This is a genomic window from Nitrospira sp. Vd2, from assembly GCF_979581665.1.
Window position 1 is genome coordinate 146,761 of record NZ_CEFZSK010000040.1, and the last position, 14,304, is coordinate 161,064.

Below are 14,304 nucleotides of genomic sequence, written 5' to 3' on the forward strand. Positions count from 1 at the left end.
AGGCCCATGGAGCAGACGCGTTACGTCATCATCGGGGGTGGGCTCGCCGCCAGTCAAGCCGCGAAACGATTACGCGAGCTGGACGGGCAGGCGAGCATCACGCTCATTGGCAGCGAGCCGTATCCGCCATACGACCGTCCGCCGCTGAGCAAGGAGTTTTTGCGTGGCGAGAAAGCCAGAAACGCGCTGTTCTTCGACCCGGTTGATGCGCTGACGGGCAAACGCATCGACGTGCATCTCGGCTGCTCCGTCACCAACCTCGATCCCACCGCGCACACGGTCACGCTGTCCAATGGACGCGCGCTGCGCTTCGACAAGGCGTTGATCGCAACCGGCGGCCGACCCGTTCCCCTTGGGATTCCGGGACATCACTTGCCCGGCGTGCACTATCTCCGAACGCTGGACGATGCGATCGCGCTGTCCGCCGAGGCACGACCCGGCACGCGGGCCGTCTTGATCGGCGCGGGCTTCATCGGCGTGGAAGTCGCGGCCTCACTCACGCAACGCGGCGTGCAGGTCACCGTGGTCGAAACGCAGCCGCGGATTTGGCCCCGGTTCGCAGAGGCCGGGCTCGCCGGCATGATTCAAGAGTATTGCACGGCAAAAGGCGTGACGTTTCGCACGCGGGAACACGTGACGGCTTTCCAAGGCCGCGACCGCATCACGCACGTGACTCTCCAGACGGATGGCACAGTGCCGTGTGACTTTGTGTGTATTGGGATTGGGATCCTTCCCAGCGTGGAGCTGGCACGCGGGGCCGGCCTGAACATCGACAACGGCATCGTGGTGGATGAGTATTTGCAATCCTCTCATCCCGACATCTACGCCGCTGGTGACGTCGCGAACTACCTCGACCCGATCTTCGGCAAGCGCCGCCGGGTCGAGCACTGGGGGCACGCCGAGTACACCGGCCAGCTAGCCGCCGAGAATATGGTGGGGCAGCGAAAGGCGTACGATCTCGTCACGTATGTCTGGTCGGATATCTTCGATCTCCACTTGGAGTTTGCCGGCGATGAAACCGAGCACGATCAGGTATTGCGGCGCGGGAGGCTGGAGGATCGGTCCTTCTTTCTACTGTACTTGAAGGACCATCGGCTGACCGCTTACTTCGCCGTCAACGGGAGCAGTCGCGAGTTCCCGCCGCTTCAACGATTGATCAAACAGAAAAAGGATCTGAGCGGTAAAGAGGCACAGCTCGAAGATCCGTCGATACCGATCAAGAGCGTGTTGTAGCCGAACCCGGCGGCGCCTCGTCGCGCCGCCGTCGGCTCTACGCCAAATGGCCCATCTTTCCGGCCTGGTAGTCCGCCATCGCTTGGACCAGCTCCGCTTTGGTATTCATCACGAACGGGCCGTAGCTCGCAACCGGCTCCTCGATTCGCTCCCCGTGGAGCACGAGGACTTTTGCCGCTCGTGGGACATCGACAACAATCACCTCGCCGTCTTCTTCGAACACGATCAATTCCGCCTCCTTGCCGACGGCGCCGTTGGCGGCGATCTCACCCGTCAACACGAACAGCGCCGAGGTCCGGCCGGCGGGCAGCGCAAGCTCTACGTGAGCACCGGCGGCAAGACGCAGGTCATACAGCGTGACCGGCGTGAACGTCTGAGCCGGCCCTCTGACCCCCTGGTACTCGCCCGCGATCACCCTCACCGTGCCGGCGCCACCCGGCAACTCGATCGCCGGGATGTCGGCGTTCAGCAGCGTTTGGTACCGCGGCGGGGACATCTTCAGCACCTTCGGCAGATTCACCCACAACTGGATCGCCTCGAACGTCCCACCGCGCCGGGCGAACTCCCGCTCGTGCATTTCTTCATGGACGACGCCGGATGCCGCCGTCATCCATTGCACGTCACCGGGAAAGATCGTCCCGGCGTTGCCTGCCGAGTCCCGATGCTCGACGGCGCCCTGGTACATGAGCGTCACGGTTTCGAACCCGCGATGGGGATGTTCGCCGACGCCGCGGGGCTGCTCGGTCGGCGGGAAGTCGCGCGGGCCCGCATAATCCAGCAGAAGAAATGGACTGATGGACCGTCCCAGGTCATTCGAGGGAAACAGGTTGCGGACGGGAAAGCCGTCTCCCACCATATGGCTCGATCCAGGCCGATACACGCCCTGCACTCGTTTGCGTGCTGTCGTTGTGGCCGTCATGGTCGTCCTTTCCGGTGCGCGTGCCACCTATTCATGGTCCCCTAGACCATACTGGAGGTGTGCCGCCCATGTCCATGGGTGACGTTGGCAAGGCGCATGACAGTCGATTCTTCGATACGGTATGATGCGGAGGCTTGAGAGGATCACGATGGCGACAGGGATACCACCACAGAAGACAGAACCAGCTCAATCGGATGCAAAGACGGTCCGCGAAGTAGAGCTCCTTCACGTCTCCGTGTCGCGGGAAGGCAGGCAAGTCAGCGCGCAGTGGGCGCTGCATCCGCAACTCAAGCAGGACTTGAAACCCGAGGAGCTCGCGGAAGTCAAAGACTTGATGACTCAAGTGACGAGCATTGTCGGCAAACGCTTCGCGCACGTCTTATCGCAAGCCGAGCCCGATAAGCCGGGAACGGCCTAGGGCAGGGGCGGCAAGGCGGGGCGTCGTCAGTTCATTCCGCTCAATTTTTTATCTTAACCTTAACGTGGGACGGCGATGGACACCTACTATCATCCTCCCGACTTGCATAAATTTGCAGACATCGGGAAGGGCAACAAAGAACTCTGGGACAAGTTTTTGAGCTATTACACCGCCGTGTTCGCCGAGGGCGCGTTGACCGAGCGGGAAAAGGCGCTCATTGCACTCGGTGTCGCGCATGCGGTTCAGTGTCCGTACTGTATCGACGCTTACACGCAGGCGTGCCTAGAGAAAGGTTCCAACGTCGAGGAAATGACCGAAGCCGTCCATGTCGCTTGCGCAATTCGAGGTGGCGCCTCGCTCGTCCATGGCGTGCAGATGCGGAATGTGTCCGAAAAACTCTCGATGTAAATGCTGCTTGCCTATGAAGTCCCAGAGGATGCTCAAAAAGGGCATCATCGCACCCGCCCATCCCAGCGCGCCAAGACGCGCCGCTTCCCTTGCGAGGCCGCAAGGAAGAAAAAACCGCAGGCGTATTGGTTCTCACCCAGCGACCCCGAGTCTGCCAAGACAGCTCCTACCCGCCTGGGGTACGTTGAGGATTTTTTCAGTCCGAGAACGAAGCTCGGGAAGGGGCGCGTCTTGGCGCGCCTGGGGTGGCGGGTGAGAATAAGCCATTTTTCAGCATCCTCATGCCGCTGACGTTGCTGGCTCGCCACAGTCCCCTCAGTTCGACCGACCGGCAGCTCGCCGTGCTGGCCGAGACGCGCGCCTGCTCGCCGTTCGACGAACGGTTGCGGTCGATCAACTTGGACCCGCTGCGGGCCACCGGCATCACGGTGCTTCAACTCAACGTCGGTAAACTGTGCAATCAAACGTGCCGTCATTGCCATGTGGACGCGGGGCCTGACCGGCAGGAACAGATGACGCGCGAGACCGCGCAGCAGTGCATCGAGGTACTGCGCCGCACACCGATTCCGACGCTCGACATCACCGGCGGGGCGCCCGAATTGAACCCGAATTTTCGGTGGTTGATCGAGGAGGCCAAGGCGCTCGGCCGCCATGTGATGGATCGGTGCAATCTCAGCGTGCTGCTCCTACCCTCGCAAGCGGGCCTAGGCGAATTCCTCGCCGGGCATCACGTCGAGGTCATCGCCTCGCTTCCGTATTTTCGGCGGGCACAAACGGACAGCCAGCGGGGAGGCGGGGTCTTCGATAAATCCATTCAGGCGCTTCGGCTGCTCAATCGCCTCGGCTATGGCCATGAGGGCAGCGGACTGACGCTCAATCTCGTCTACAATCCGGTGGGCGCATTCCTGCCGCCCAAGCAAGACGCGATCGAAGCCCAATTTCGCCGGGAACTCCTGCGCCACCACGGCGTCGTCTTCAATCATCTCTATACGATCACCAACATGCCGATCAGCCGCTTTCTGGATTTTTTGCTCGAAAGCGGCAATTACGACGGGTACATGCAGCGGCTCGCGACGGCGTTCAATCCGGCGGCGGCAGCGGGCGTGATGTGCCGCTATACCTTATCGGTGGGCTGGGACGGGGCCTTGTACGATTGTGACTTCAATCAGATGCTCGGCTTACCGGTCGGCGAGGACGTGATCCGGCACATCAGTGAGTTCACACCGGAAGCATTCGAGGCGCTGGCGACGCGGCGGATCGTGACCCGCAATCATTGCTATGGCTGCACAGCCGGCGCGGGCTCTTCCTGTGGCGGAGCCGTCACTGAGTAACCTTTTCTCTCGTCGGCTATTTCAGATACCCGTTCCCACGAAACCAGGTCAGCGCATCACGAATCGCTCGTTCGACCGAATGGCGCGGGTACTCCAACTCACGGATCGCCTTTGAGCAATCATACTGCTGCATGGACACGAGCACTTCGACAAAGAAACCGGGAATCGGGGCGGGTTTCCGCAGCAACGTGCGAAACGCCCACTCACCGAATTTTGCGCCATAGCGAGCCACGGTAAAGGGCACCGGAATGCCCGGCGGCGGAACGCCCGCGACGTCCGCGATCAAGTCCCCTAACTCTTTCTGGGTCGTGTTCCAATTTCCGAGAATGTAGCGCTCGCCGACGCGGCCACGCTGGGCTGCGCGGATCATGCCGACCGCTACATCGCGCACGTCGATCGCGTTCACCGGCGCTTGGACATAGGCAGGAGCCAGTCGCTTCGCGATCATCAGCACCTGAGTCCCGCTGGTGGGCTTGCTGTCGTACGGCCCATAGCACGCCGTGGGATTGATCACCACGGCCGGCACTCCACTGTGCGCAGCCTCAAGCACCCGTGCTTCCATCGCCGCCTTCGCCACCAAATACGGATTGTCTGGAAACCGGGGCACGAACGGGCAGTTCTCATTGGCCAGACGGCCGGGTTCACTTGGGTTCCCGATCGTCGTCAAGGTGCTCGTGAAGACAAGGCGGGAGACGGAGGTCTGCTGCACGGCGTTGAGCAGATTGTTCGTCTGCTCCAACGCAAGCGCGGTCGCCGTCTTCGCGGGAGTCGTCTCCGTCGGATAGTAACTCGCGGCCTGATAGACCGTCCCAACACCCCGACACGCCTCATGTAGCGAAGCCGGATCGTAGAGATCGCCGTACACACGATCAAGCGGCAGACCGTTCAGCGTGTGGGCGGGACTGGTCGGGCGAATGAGCACGCGCACCGACTCGCCCTGGTCGAGCAGGGCGCGAACCAGATTCGATCCCAGAAGACCGGTGGCCCCGATGACGAGCGACGGCGCCGTCATTTCATCTTATTCGGGTCCTGGTAAATCATCACGTGCGCGTAAGGATTGCCATCAAACATGATGTAGGTACCTGACGCGTTCGGGTGTGTCGGCAGCTTCGTATCGGCCGAACTGAACGGCCACATGATCATCCAATGCGGCGGCTCCTTCACGAGTTTGGCCCCCGGCTGCTCTTCCATTAAAATTTTCCCGTCCTTCTCCCAGTGGTACCCACCCCGCGCCATGTACGAAATGCCCGGGACGGTGTTCTCCGGCTTCTCCTTCTTGTTCATCAGCCCGTCCACCCATTGGCCGACGGCGGCATCAAAGCACATGGGATCCGGCTCCTCGCGAAAATTGACCGTTGGGATACAGGTGAAGCCGTTGTTGCCTTTCTTCGCTTCGGTCAGCTGCCCGTCGTTTCCAAACACCATGATCGTGGCATCGTTCGAGATCCTGGCCGGGGCGCCGCTTTGTGCGAGCTTGATCTGCTCCTCCTGCGACATGGCCTTGACGTCTTTGGTTTTCTTCTTCATGCCATTCTCGGCAGCCATCGCCGGTAGGCCGACAGTCAGACACAACACGACCATCAAGAACACGCGTCCGATCTCTCCCATGGTCTCCTCCGTTAACTCTTCATGGTGTGATGCCGGGACGGGCGCTGCGGTTCGGCCGCACGCCCGTCTCCTTAGTACGCGGCATTATGCCGCCGATCGCATCGAGTCAAACGCCCGATCAGCCTTTGCCGCCAAGTAAAAGTCGCTTTCGGTCAGCCCGTTAATCTTATGGGTCCAGATCTCGACCTTGCATTTGCCCCAAGCAAGATAGAAGTCCGGATGGTGACCCTCCGCCTCCGCAATGGCGCCCACTTTATTGACGAACGCCAATGCCTCGGCGAAGTTCTTGAAGGTGTACAGCCGTTCGAGGTGGCCGTCCTTGTTCAAGCCCCAGCCACGCTCGAGCTGCGCGAGAAGCTCCTGAGCCCGCGCCGGCTCCAGCGGCGGCACACCGCCCCGGCACGGAATGCACGCATTGTCCGCCAGACTCATAACGGCCTCCTTATGTGCGAGAAGGAGCCAAGTCTAGCAACGTGCCCAGATCATGCGCAACAGCCGCCGCACGTGCGATTCCCGCGGTAGTCTTGGGGCATGTTCGGCGGATCGGGTCAGAATCATCGCGCGCTGAGAGCAGAACGGTGTCAGTCTCCCTCCTCAGGCGCCCCGCCGCTCTTTGCCAGGTCCTCGGTCCTTACTTTTTCCGGATTGAACTTCTCGACTGCCTTTTTCATCCGGTCGAGCGCCTCGTCATAAGACAGCGGCGCGGCGTCTTTCGGCCTGAACCGAATGGGATTGATCCGGGCGACAACGAAGCTCTTGAGGTAGGGACTCGTCAGCCCGCGCGCCTTCAGCGCCTCGACCTTTTCGATGACGAGGTCGTCCAGCGCGAGCAGCGCCTGCGCGCGGCGCTCCCGTGTCTCCAACGCCTCACGGCAGGAGCACGACATAAAACCATCTACGCGTTTGAGCACCGGATGGTAGGCGCCCCCGCTGAACCGTGGGCGGGCTTCATAGCACAGGCCCAAGGTGATCAAGGCCGGCTCTTCGAATTCGAGCGCGCACGACTCTTCGCTTTGATCGCCGAGGCGCGCAAACTCTCGGTACATGCGGATCACCTCGAGCGCCTTCTCTCGGAGGTTGTGCGCTTTCTCTGTGTTCAGTGCCAGAATCTGGTACGCCACGGTGGCCTCCGGCACGAGGATCGCGGTGATGCTCTTCGCGCCAAGCGTCTTCATGGCGGAGAGCCGATGATGGCCGTTCGGCGTCCAGTACTTCACCGGCTCGGATTCGGGTGTCGGTGCGCGGATCGCAATAATGGGATCGAGAAAGCGGCCGATCTTGCTGATGACCGTCTCTAGGCGCCGAACATGCGTATCGGAGAGATTGCGCTGGTAGGGCGTTGCGGCGACGAGATCAAGCGGTAGGGCGGCGAGCATCATCCACCGCCCGCCGTACGGGTCGCGGTACACGGCCAGCACCTTTCCGCCATCCGCCTCGACGTGGCGATGCACCTCCGCGACGTCGCCCGGTGGGGCGGCTGCTTGTAGATCGGCCGCAGCTAAGGCCACGGCGGCGCCGGGGACCTTGCGGCGACGTCGCGTGCCGGTCGTTGCACGAGGCTTCTTCGGAGTCTTGCCAACCACCGGGGGTATGGTAGGCAACCGGCGCTGAAAAGAAAAGGCCATGTGCCGCAGGGAGGGGAATATCCGGAGGCAGGGTCTGGAGCCGTTACGATGGGGTGACCAGCGTCTCCCCACGGCCACCGGCCGCGCCACGATGGTCAGAGCCGGCCCGTTCCAGTTCGCGTTTCAAATCCGCGACCTCCTTCTCCAGCGCGATCATGCGCAGCTCCCGGCCCACCACCACTTCTTCAAACTTCTGAAGATCGACGATCTTGTCATGCAACTCGAGCCGAGAGGCTTCGAGCTTCTTGAGGAGATCACGCACCTCGTATTGACGGCGGCGGCTGCGAAGCGCGACCTGCATGGCAGTCAGCAGCGTGAGCTTTTGAAGGGGCCGTTCCAGGAGTGTCAGGTTGCACGTGGGGCGCAACCGTTCCACGATCCCGTGACTTCTTTCGTACGCATCGCCGGGGGCGGCCACCAACACGATCGGCAGGTCCGACCACGGCGGCTGCGACAGCATCGCCGCTCGGAGGGTCGCCACATCGGCCAATTCGATCGCCTCTTGCGCCAACAGCAGCGCCGCGGCTCCCGCGGTCATCTCATGCAGCATATCGGGGAGGTCTCGGCACGGATAACCGACCAGCCCTGCGCGGGCCAACAGCTCGACGGCCAGTTGCGCATCTTTCCCCGTGGCCGTCAACAGCAGGATCCGGTCTTCTCGACTGTCCCGCTTCATGGAGTGCTCGCCGTCGAACGTTCGGACAGCATGGCCTCGACTCTGCCCGTGTACGTCGGCACGCCGGTCAGCACGCCATGGAACGTGGCCAAAGGCTGACCCACGCGAATGCCATCGGGTTCGACTTTGAATTCGCGGATCGTCCGTTCATGAGGCCCGGTCCGTTTCTTCACCACGGACACCGCTTGCCGCACCTCCCCCCCGGCTTCAAAAAATCTCAACAAGACCACCGTGTCCGTCAGATACGTGAGATCGGCGGGCGCCTGCATCTGTCCGACCAACCCGTGCTGCGCCATCACCAGAATGGTGATCACGCCTTGTTGACCGAGGTACGTCAACAGTTCGTGCAATTGCAGAATCAGCGAGTTCTCCTCCGACATCGATTTGAGAAAGCCGTTCAAGCTGTCGATGATGATCACGCCGGCGTTCTGTTGCTCCACTTGCTGCCGAATTTGAAAGGTCAGCGCGCCGGGTGACAGCTCCGCCGGGTCGACCTGCTGGACGTACAACCATCCGGCTCGGGCTTGCTCGGCGATCCGCTCGCCCATGGGTCCGCGGCGCCTCAACAAGAGCTCGCGATTTTCATCGAAGATGTAGGCGGCGACGCGCGCGCCGTCCTCGCAGGCCTTCACCGCGTAGTGCATGGCAAGCGATGTCTTCCCGGCTCCGGCCGGTCCCATGATCAGCGTGCTACTGCCTTGGTCGATGCCTCCCCCCAGCAGCTCATCGAGCGCGGGGATGCCGCTCGACAGTACGCCGGCCGTATACGTCCGGCGATGTTCGGCGGCCACCAAGCGTGGGAATACGCGAAGGCCGCCGGTTTCAATGCAGAAGTCGTGATAACCGCCGCGGTATGAGGCTCCTCGCAGTTTCAAGAGCCGGATCTGCCGACGGTCGGTGCCGTAGATCGGCGCCGCTTGCACCAACGAGATCACGCCGTGGGCGATGGTCTTGACTTGAAGGCCCGCGGCTTCCGAGCTGTGATCGTCCAGCAGGAGCACGGTGCACTTGCGGCCGGCGAAAAATTGCTTCAATGCGAGCATTTGGCGCCGATACCGGAGTGGACTCTGTGTCAGGAGGCGCATCTCGGCGAGCGAGTCGAAGACGACCCGCGCCGGCTTGACCCGCTCGACTTCGTTCAGCAAAATCTGGGTCGTCTCATGGAGTTCGACCTCGGAGGGATGGAACAGCGTGTTCTGAGCCTCTGCTTCGAGTTGTTTCTCGACGGCCGACAACTCGACGATCGTGATGCCGTCCAACGACCATCCATGCGACGTCGCCATATCGCACAGCTCTTCCTTTGTCTCCGAGAGCGTGATGTAGAGACCCTTTTCTTTCTGGACCACCCCCTCTAAGAGAAATTGAAGCGCGAGGGTCGTCTTGCCGACGCCGGGATCTCCCTCGATCAGGTAAAGACGATGCCGCGGGAGGCCGCCGCCCAAAATATCGTCCAGTCCTCGAATTCCAGTTCGACATCGCACCAGATCTTTGGATTCCATAACCCACCTCTGTCCATCTGCCTGCAAAAGCGCACGACCCTATCACTGTCGACAGAGGAGCGACTATAGGTGGCTCTCCTCCAATACGTAAGACTTGCGCGGACGCCACCATGACATTCCGGTAGGACCCGTCTACAATGCGCACAACCAGGAGGCGTCTATGAGAGGATTGGCGGCGATAGCGGCGCTCGGCATTGCAGTAGTACTGACAGCCGGCTGTGCTCGGCACCATGGAGAAGGGATGACGTACGGACACCATGACGACATGGACGCCGCTACCGATCGGGGCATGAAGGAGGTTGGTGGGTTGATCGACAAGACGGTGAAGGACCCGGACCGGGCGGCTCGGGCCAAGGGTCTGGTCCACGACATTATCGACGAGGCGAAGCAGTCCTATACGCAGCATCGCGAATTCCATCGCAAGCTCTACGAACTGAACGGCAATTATGACGCGACGCCTGAAGAGTTCATGAAGATCCTCGACGAATCGAACAATACCTCGATGCGCTCAGGAGCCAAGATCCTCGGTTTGCGCTTCAAGCTGAAGGAGCAGTTGACGCGGGAGGAATGGCAGGCGCTCACCGACGAGATGAAGAAATACGCGGATCGCTATCGAAAAGACTATGAGCGGCGGTAAGGTGTCTGCGTGCGGCCATGTCGGATTATCGAGGCGGGTCGCTATTGCCGTTCACGCCGCCCTGTGTGTCGCCGCAGTCCTGTCAACCGGCTGCGCAGCCGTCGTCATCGGTGCAGCCGGAGGGACGGCGGGCGCCGTGTATGTGCTGGGCAAGCTACAGGAGGAACTCGATCACCCCGTGCCGGCGGTGCACGAGGCGGTTCTGAATGGTCTCAAAGATCTCGATTTAACGCCTTCGGAAGACAGGGCCGATAAGCTCACCGCTCACGTCGAATCGGAACTCGCCGATGGGCGGCACATTTGGATCGACGTCGACTCGCGGGGCTCAGCACGCTCGAAGCTCACCATCCGCGTCGGACTCGTGGGGGACGAATCTCGGTCGCGGCAGATTCTCGATGCGATCAAACGTCGCCTTCTGTCACCGCGAACCTAATTGACGGACCGACCTTACTTCTTGCCGGTCCCTTGCTTCAGCATATCGCCGAGGCCCTTCATCAGCGCATCGATATTCGCATCCTCGCCTTCGGGTTTCGTCGCACCTGTCCCGGCGGAAGACCCGTCCGCACCCCTCGGCGTTTGCGTCTGGCCGGGCTTCGGGGCCGCAGACGCCGGCATCTGCTTGCCCTGCATAAACGTGCTCATGTCGAATTTCTTGTAGCCGGCCGGGATCGCAAACAGACTATCGTCGAGCGCCTTCTTCTCGATCTTCGTCACCTCCATCCGCATCTCTTCCTTCCCGTCGTCGTTGTACACGACCGTTCGCAGCGGGAAGGCCCCTTCCTTGAAGTGCTCGCGCAGCTCTTTCATCCATCTGTGCTCCCGACGCTGCCCGGACTTGGCCGTATTCGGGTTTCCCATGAAGAAGTGACCCATGCCCGTCGCCACGCAACTCTCCGCTTTGGTCTTGCCGGTGTCCTTGTTTTTCGTCAGAACGATCTCACAGGGATAGCCGGCGACCGTCTCCTTCTTCCCCGTTCTCGTAAACTCGTACTTCGATTCCTCCTCGACATCCCTGCCCCTCACATCGCCGACGTCGTCGAACGACATCTCGTGGTACATCTTCTGCTCGGGAATGGGATAGATCCACCGGCGGTTCTTGCCGTCCACAATCCAATACACCTTCCGGCCGTCGGGCGTTTGGGTTTCCATCCGCCCTTGCTCACCTTTGGCGTACCAGTCCATCTCGTTGGAATACGCCTCGTGGGTATTCTTGACATGCACGACGCCCTCGAAGCCCGCACCATACGCGGCTCCGGTCGATCCGATCGCGACTGTTATCACTCCCATCGCACGATACAGCGTCACCATGATCTGTCTCCTTTCGGCCGCCGACACGCAGCGCTCCGACCATCAACCCTGCCCTCGGCGTCCATACAACAGCGTGACATTCAGGCGGCGATACTCGTATTCGTCCTGGAATTGAAACCGGTCGGTCTCGTGAAAGAGATCCGAGTTGAAGAGGATGGCTCGGTTGGCGCGATACGGCACATTGATCGCCTTGGCACCGCTGGCTCTCAAGAACTCTCGCACGGCGGGCTCGTTCTTGGTGCTGTTGTAGTCCTTGAAGTTCCACTCCCGCGGCGCTTCTTTGTCCCACACGATCAACCCGCCTGACGAGGGGTCGAGATTCCCCTCATCCGGCGTCAGCCAGAAATTCACGTTCACCGCCGCCGCGTCGGCATGAAGGTTCAGTCCCGTGCGACGGCTGTCGTACTTGAAGGCCCAGGCTTGCGTGAGGCGATGCTCCCGAAAGATTCCGGGAAACGTCGTCCGCAGCTCCTCGGCAATCTGTAACAGCAACGGGCACGAGAAGCCATCGCCGATAAATGCGCCGAGATAGCCGTTCTCGTAATCCCGCTTCCAGATCGTGGATTCCAGACAGAAGCGGCGGAGAGAGGCGAGCGCCTCCGTGGTCAAGAGCGCGTCGATGTATGTGACTTCAGGCCGCTTCGCGTGATACCGCGCTTCGATCCCCGCCACGTCGAGCGCCGGGTTGATTGCACCCGTTGGGATCTCGCCCGCATCGGCATAATGGAGGATGCGATTGTACGAGGGCGCGATGGCTGCCATCTCCTCTCGATCCACGGCGATTCTCGTCAGCGCATCCCGTCGGTTGTCGGCCTCATTGGTGAGGCGGACCAGCGCGTCGAGATACGGCCCAGCCGAGTCGCCGACCGCATGGCGCTCCAACAAATAGCGGATCTGCTCCGCATCATGGCGAATCCGTGATCGTGAGACGGTCGACTCGGTCACCGCCTGTCCTCGGTTGTGCTTCAGGTCGGCGGCACGGCGGAAGTACGCGAGTGCCGTATCCCGCTGGCCCTGCCAGAGAGAGACGAAGGCGAGGTGGTACACGGCATTGACGTAGTCGGATCGCACCTGTAACGCCCGTTCAAAACAAGCCTTGGCTTCCTCGAGCCGGCCTTGGTCCATGAACAGCGCCCCGAGATTGCAGTGGGCTTCCAGGTACCCCGGCGCAAGGCGCAGTGCCTGCTCATACGCCATCTGCGCCTCACCGAGCAGACCTTGCTCCTTGAGGGCGACACCCAGATTGTTCTGCGCTTCGGCATAATCGGGGCGCACCGCCAAGGCCCGCCGATAGGCCTGAATCGCCTCACCGAGCCGGCCGTCCTCGCGATAGGCGTTCCCGAGATTGCTGAGCGCCTCCGGATAGCGGGCGTTGAGGCTAAGCGCCTGCTCATAGGCGGTGACTGCCTCCCGTGGCTTCCCCTGCTTCTGCAGCACGACTCCATAGTTGAACCAATAGGTCGGCGCAGCCCGATTTACCGCCGTCGCCTGCCGCAAAAGATCGGCCGCGCGCCCGAGCCGACCGGTTTGATAGGCGATGAGTCCGAGCAGATGGAGGGCTTCGGCATGATCCGGATCCGCCTCAAGGATTTTTTCATATCGTCCTTCGGCCTCACCGTATTGCCCCGCTCGATGCAGCATGACGGCCTCCTGGAGGAGCGGCATGAGCGCCGAAGTGGAACGCGGGCCCGGAGGTCTTTGAAGTCTGTCCTGTCGGCGTCGCTCGGCGCGGTTCATGGAGGCCTGAATTAGGAGGAATCGATCCGAGGAATCAGAGCTAGGCTAGGCCGACGGAATGCGGGCTGTCAAGGTGCTCGGTTGACTGCAAGAGCGAGCAGAGGCAGATAAAGATCGGAAAGAAGCTATCCGTTGCCACCATCCGAAAGCAATAGAGCAAGGTGGCAAACGGCTCACGCGAAGGGGAAATTACTTGCGGTATTGAATCTCCGCCGCGTTTTGATCGAACGCGGCGGCTCGAAGTGCAGTATGGAAAGCGGAGAGAAAAACTATCCGTTTGCCCGGCATTGAAATAACACCAAGTACGGTGGCAAACGATTCAAGCAAAGTTTGGTATGGTGGAGGCGAGGGGAGTTGAACCCCTGTCCGAAGACCTTCGGCGCAACGGACCTACATGCTTAGCCGATCGTTTTGGTTTCGCGATCGCCCACGCCCATCGGCAGGCTTAGAACGACCGCTAGCCCAGTGCATTCTCGTCCTCAGCCGCTGAGCACCGGCCTTGGACCAGCCTGCTGCATCGCGCCCCTTCCACCCCCGCAGGCCTCAGGCGGAGAGACGTCGCGGTCACTTAAGCCGCGAGTGCCAGTTCTTGGTTGGCAGTTGCTTGTTTCCCGGAGGTTTTACGAGTCCCCGAGAGCTCGGCATGCACCGTTGACCTCTTGATCCCCGTCGAAACCGGTCGCCCCCTTTCGTTGAGTGCTGTATGGAGCGAACGCTGTTCAATATCACGGTCGGTATTATTAGATAACGTCACCCTAGCGGCGGTCAAGGCTATCGTTTCGTTGATAGCCGCTCTTTTGATCGGCACAACGACCTCCTCGGTCAGCGACCGCAAAATTCCGCCCCTCCCAGACACTTCTGTACACCTTGCCCGGTCGCACCCGACTATCTCGGCCGAATGCTTT

At 61.1% G+C, this 14,304-nt stretch carries 15 protein-coding genes and 1 other RNA gene; 6 read left to right on the forward strand and 10 right to left on the reverse strand.

Annotated elements, in window-relative coordinates; translation table 11 throughout:
* The first annotated feature begins 6 nt into the window (after nt 1–6).
* Nucleotides 7–1,233, forward strand: coding sequence for an NAD(P)/FAD-dependent oxidoreductase (locus tag AC1U7K_RS17385; protein WP_480253002.1), 1,227 nt, complete (start codon nt 7–9; stop codon nt 1,231–1,233).
* Nucleotides 1,234–1,270: 37 nt separating this feature from the next.
* Here the strand turns inward: AC1U7K_RS17385 and AC1U7K_RS17390 are convergent, their stop codons facing one another.
* Nucleotides 1,271–2,152 carry a pirin family protein gene (locus tag AC1U7K_RS17390; protein ID WP_480253004.1) on the reverse strand — a complete coding sequence of 294 codons (882 nt, stop codon included), beginning with the start codon at nt 2,150–2,152 and terminating at the stop codon, nt 1,271–1,273.
* Nucleotides 2,153–2,300: 148 nt separating this feature from the next.
* On the opposite strand from AC1U7K_RS17390, the gene AC1U7K_RS17395 reads away from it, so the two are divergent.
* The 3 genes from AC1U7K_RS17395 (at nt 2,301) to arsS (ending at nt 4,309) form a co-directional block, all read left to right on the forward strand.
* A complete protein-coding gene (locus tag AC1U7K_RS17395; protein WP_480253006.1) occupies nt 2,301–2,570 on the forward strand; it encodes a hypothetical protein in 270 nt (89 codons plus the stop codon).
* A 75-nt stretch (nt 2,571–2,645) separates the two neighbouring features.
* Nucleotides 2,646–2,978, forward strand: coding sequence for an arsenosugar biosynthesis-associated peroxidase-like protein (locus AC1U7K_RS17400; RefSeq protein WP_480253007.1), 333 nt, complete (start codon nt 2,646–2,648; stop codon nt 2,976–2,978).
* A 281-nt stretch (nt 2,979–3,259) separates the two neighbouring features.
* Nucleotides 3,260–4,309 (forward strand): arsenosugar biosynthesis radical SAM (seleno)protein ArsS, encoded by a 1,050-nt coding sequence (gene arsS / locus AC1U7K_RS17405; RefSeq protein WP_480253008.1) that lies wholly within the window; start codon nt 3,260–3,262, stop codon nt 4,307–4,309.
* A gap of 16 nt (nt 4,310–4,325) precedes the next feature.
* On the opposite strand, the gene AC1U7K_RS17410 is transcribed toward arsS, so the two are convergent.
* The 6 genes from AC1U7K_RS17410 to AC1U7K_RS17435 form a co-directional block, all read right to left on the reverse strand.
* Entirely contained in the window at nt 4,326–5,321 is a 996-nt protein-coding gene (locus AC1U7K_RS17410; RefSeq protein ID WP_480253010.1) for an NAD-dependent epimerase/dehydratase family protein, read from the reverse strand.
* On the reverse strand, nt 5,318–5,917 hold the full coding sequence (locus tag AC1U7K_RS17415) for a hypothetical protein (protein ID WP_480253012.1): 600 nt from the start codon (nt 5,915–5,917) through the stop codon (nt 5,318–5,320). The genes AC1U7K_RS17410 and AC1U7K_RS17415 overlap by 4 nt, the downstream gene beginning before the upstream one ends.
* An 84-nt stretch (nt 5,918–6,001) precedes the next feature.
* On the reverse strand, nt 6,002–6,349 hold the full coding sequence (locus AC1U7K_RS17420) for a 4a-hydroxytetrahydrobiopterin dehydratase (protein ID WP_480253014.1): 348 nt from the start codon (nt 6,347–6,349) through the stop codon (nt 6,002–6,004).
* A 149-nt stretch (nt 6,350–6,498) separates the two neighbouring features.
* Nucleotides 6,499–7,425 (reverse strand): chromosome partitioning protein ParB, encoded by a 927-nt coding sequence (locus AC1U7K_RS17425; protein WP_480253015.1) that lies wholly within the window; start codon nt 7,423–7,425, stop codon nt 6,499–6,501.
* A 160-nt stretch (nt 7,426–7,585) separates the two neighbouring features.
* Complete coding sequence (locus AC1U7K_RS17430; RefSeq protein WP_480253017.1) at nt 7,586–8,218, reverse strand: hypothetical protein; 633 nt, start codon at nt 8,216–8,218, stop codon at nt 7,586–7,588.
* Nucleotides 8,215–9,717 (reverse strand): ATPase domain-containing protein, encoded by a 1,503-nt coding sequence (locus AC1U7K_RS17435; protein WP_480253019.1) that lies wholly within the window; start codon nt 9,715–9,717, stop codon nt 8,215–8,217. Before AC1U7K_RS17435 ends, AC1U7K_RS17430 begins: the two co-directional genes overlap by 4 nt.
* 160 nt (nt 9,718–9,877) lie before the next feature.
* Between AC1U7K_RS17435 and AC1U7K_RS17440 the strand changes: the two genes are divergently transcribed.
* Complete coding sequence (locus AC1U7K_RS17440; RefSeq protein WP_480253020.1) at nt 9,878–10,354, forward strand: hypothetical protein; 477 nt, start codon at nt 9,878–9,880, stop codon at nt 10,352–10,354.
* Complete coding sequence (locus AC1U7K_RS17445; RefSeq protein ID WP_480253022.1) at nt 10,341–10,787, forward strand: DUF3568 family protein; 447 nt, start codon at nt 10,341–10,343, stop codon at nt 10,785–10,787. Before AC1U7K_RS17440 ends, AC1U7K_RS17445 begins: the two co-directional genes overlap by 14 nt.
* 14 nt (nt 10,788–10,801) lie before the next feature.
* Here the strand turns inward: AC1U7K_RS17445 and AC1U7K_RS17450 are convergent, their stop codons facing one another.
* The 3 genes from AC1U7K_RS17450 to ssrA all read right to left on the reverse strand — a co-directional run bounded on the left by AC1U7K_RS17450 (nt 10,802) and on the right by ssrA (nt 14,086).
* Nucleotides 10,802–11,662 (reverse strand): DUF4412 domain-containing protein, encoded by an 861-nt coding sequence (locus AC1U7K_RS17450; RefSeq protein ID WP_480253023.1) that lies wholly within the window; start codon nt 11,660–11,662, stop codon nt 10,802–10,804.
* A gap of 42 nt (nt 11,663–11,704) precedes the next feature.
* Complete coding sequence (locus tag AC1U7K_RS17455) at nt 11,705–13,303, reverse strand: tetratricopeptide repeat protein (protein ID WP_480253024.1); 1,599 nt, start codon at nt 13,301–13,303, stop codon at nt 11,705–11,707.
* Between the two features lie 432 nt (nt 13,304–13,735).
* Nucleotides 13,736–14,086, reverse strand: a transfer-messenger RNA (tmRNA) gene (gene ssrA, locus AC1U7K_RS17460).
* Between the last annotated feature and the right edge of the window lie 218 nt (nt 14,087–14,304).

Bases quoted from the DNA above. Each gene is read 5' to 3' on its own strand.
- AC1U7K_RS17385 (WP_480253002.1), top strand. From the start codon at position 7: ATGGAGCAGACGCGTTACGTCATCATCGGGGGTGGGCTCGCCGCCAGT.
- AC1U7K_RS17390 (WP_480253004.1), bottom strand. From the start codon at position 2,152: ATGACGGCCACAACGACAGCACGCAAACGAGTGCAGGGCGTGTATCGG.
- AC1U7K_RS17395 (WP_480253006.1), top strand. From the start codon at position 2,301: ATGGCGACAGGGATACCACCACAGAAGACAGAACCAGCTCAATCGGAT.
- AC1U7K_RS17400 (WP_480253007.1), top strand. From the start codon at position 2,646: ATGGACACCTACTATCATCCTCCCGACTTGCATAAATTTGCAGACATC.
- arsS (WP_480253008.1), top strand. From the start codon at position 3,260: ATGCCGCTGACGTTGCTGGCTCGCCACAGTCCCCTCAGTTCGACCGAC.
- AC1U7K_RS17410 (WP_480253010.1), bottom strand. From the start codon at position 5,321: ATGACGGCGCCGTCGCTCGTCATCGGGGCCACCGGTCTTCTGGGATCG.
- AC1U7K_RS17415 (WP_480253012.1), bottom strand. From the start codon at position 5,917: ATGGGAGAGATCGGACGCGTGTTCTTGATGGTCGTGTTGTGTCTGACT.
- AC1U7K_RS17420 (WP_480253014.1), bottom strand. From the start codon at position 6,349: ATGAGTCTGGCGGACAATGCGTGCATTCCGTGCCGGGGCGGTGTGCCG.
- AC1U7K_RS17430 (WP_480253017.1), bottom strand. From the start codon at position 8,218: ATGAAGCGGGACAGTCGAGAAGACCGGATCCTGCTGTTGACGGCCACG.
- AC1U7K_RS17435 (WP_480253019.1), bottom strand. From the start codon at position 9,717: ATGGAATCCAAAGATCTGGTGCGATGTCGAACTGGAATTCGAGGACTG.
- AC1U7K_RS17440 (WP_480253020.1), top strand. From the start codon at position 9,878: ATGAGAGGATTGGCGGCGATAGCGGCGCTCGGCATTGCAGTAGTACTG.
- AC1U7K_RS17445 (WP_480253022.1), top strand. From the start codon at position 10,341: ATGAGCGGCGGTAAGGTGTCTGCGTGCGGCCATGTCGGATTATCGAGG.
- AC1U7K_RS17450 (WP_480253023.1), bottom strand. From the start codon at position 11,662: ATGGTGACGCTGTATCGTGCGATGGGAGTGATAACAGTCGCGATCGGA.
- AC1U7K_RS17455 (WP_480253024.1), bottom strand. From the start codon at position 13,303: ATGCTGCATCGAGCGGGGCAATACGGTGAGGCCGAAGGACGATATGAA.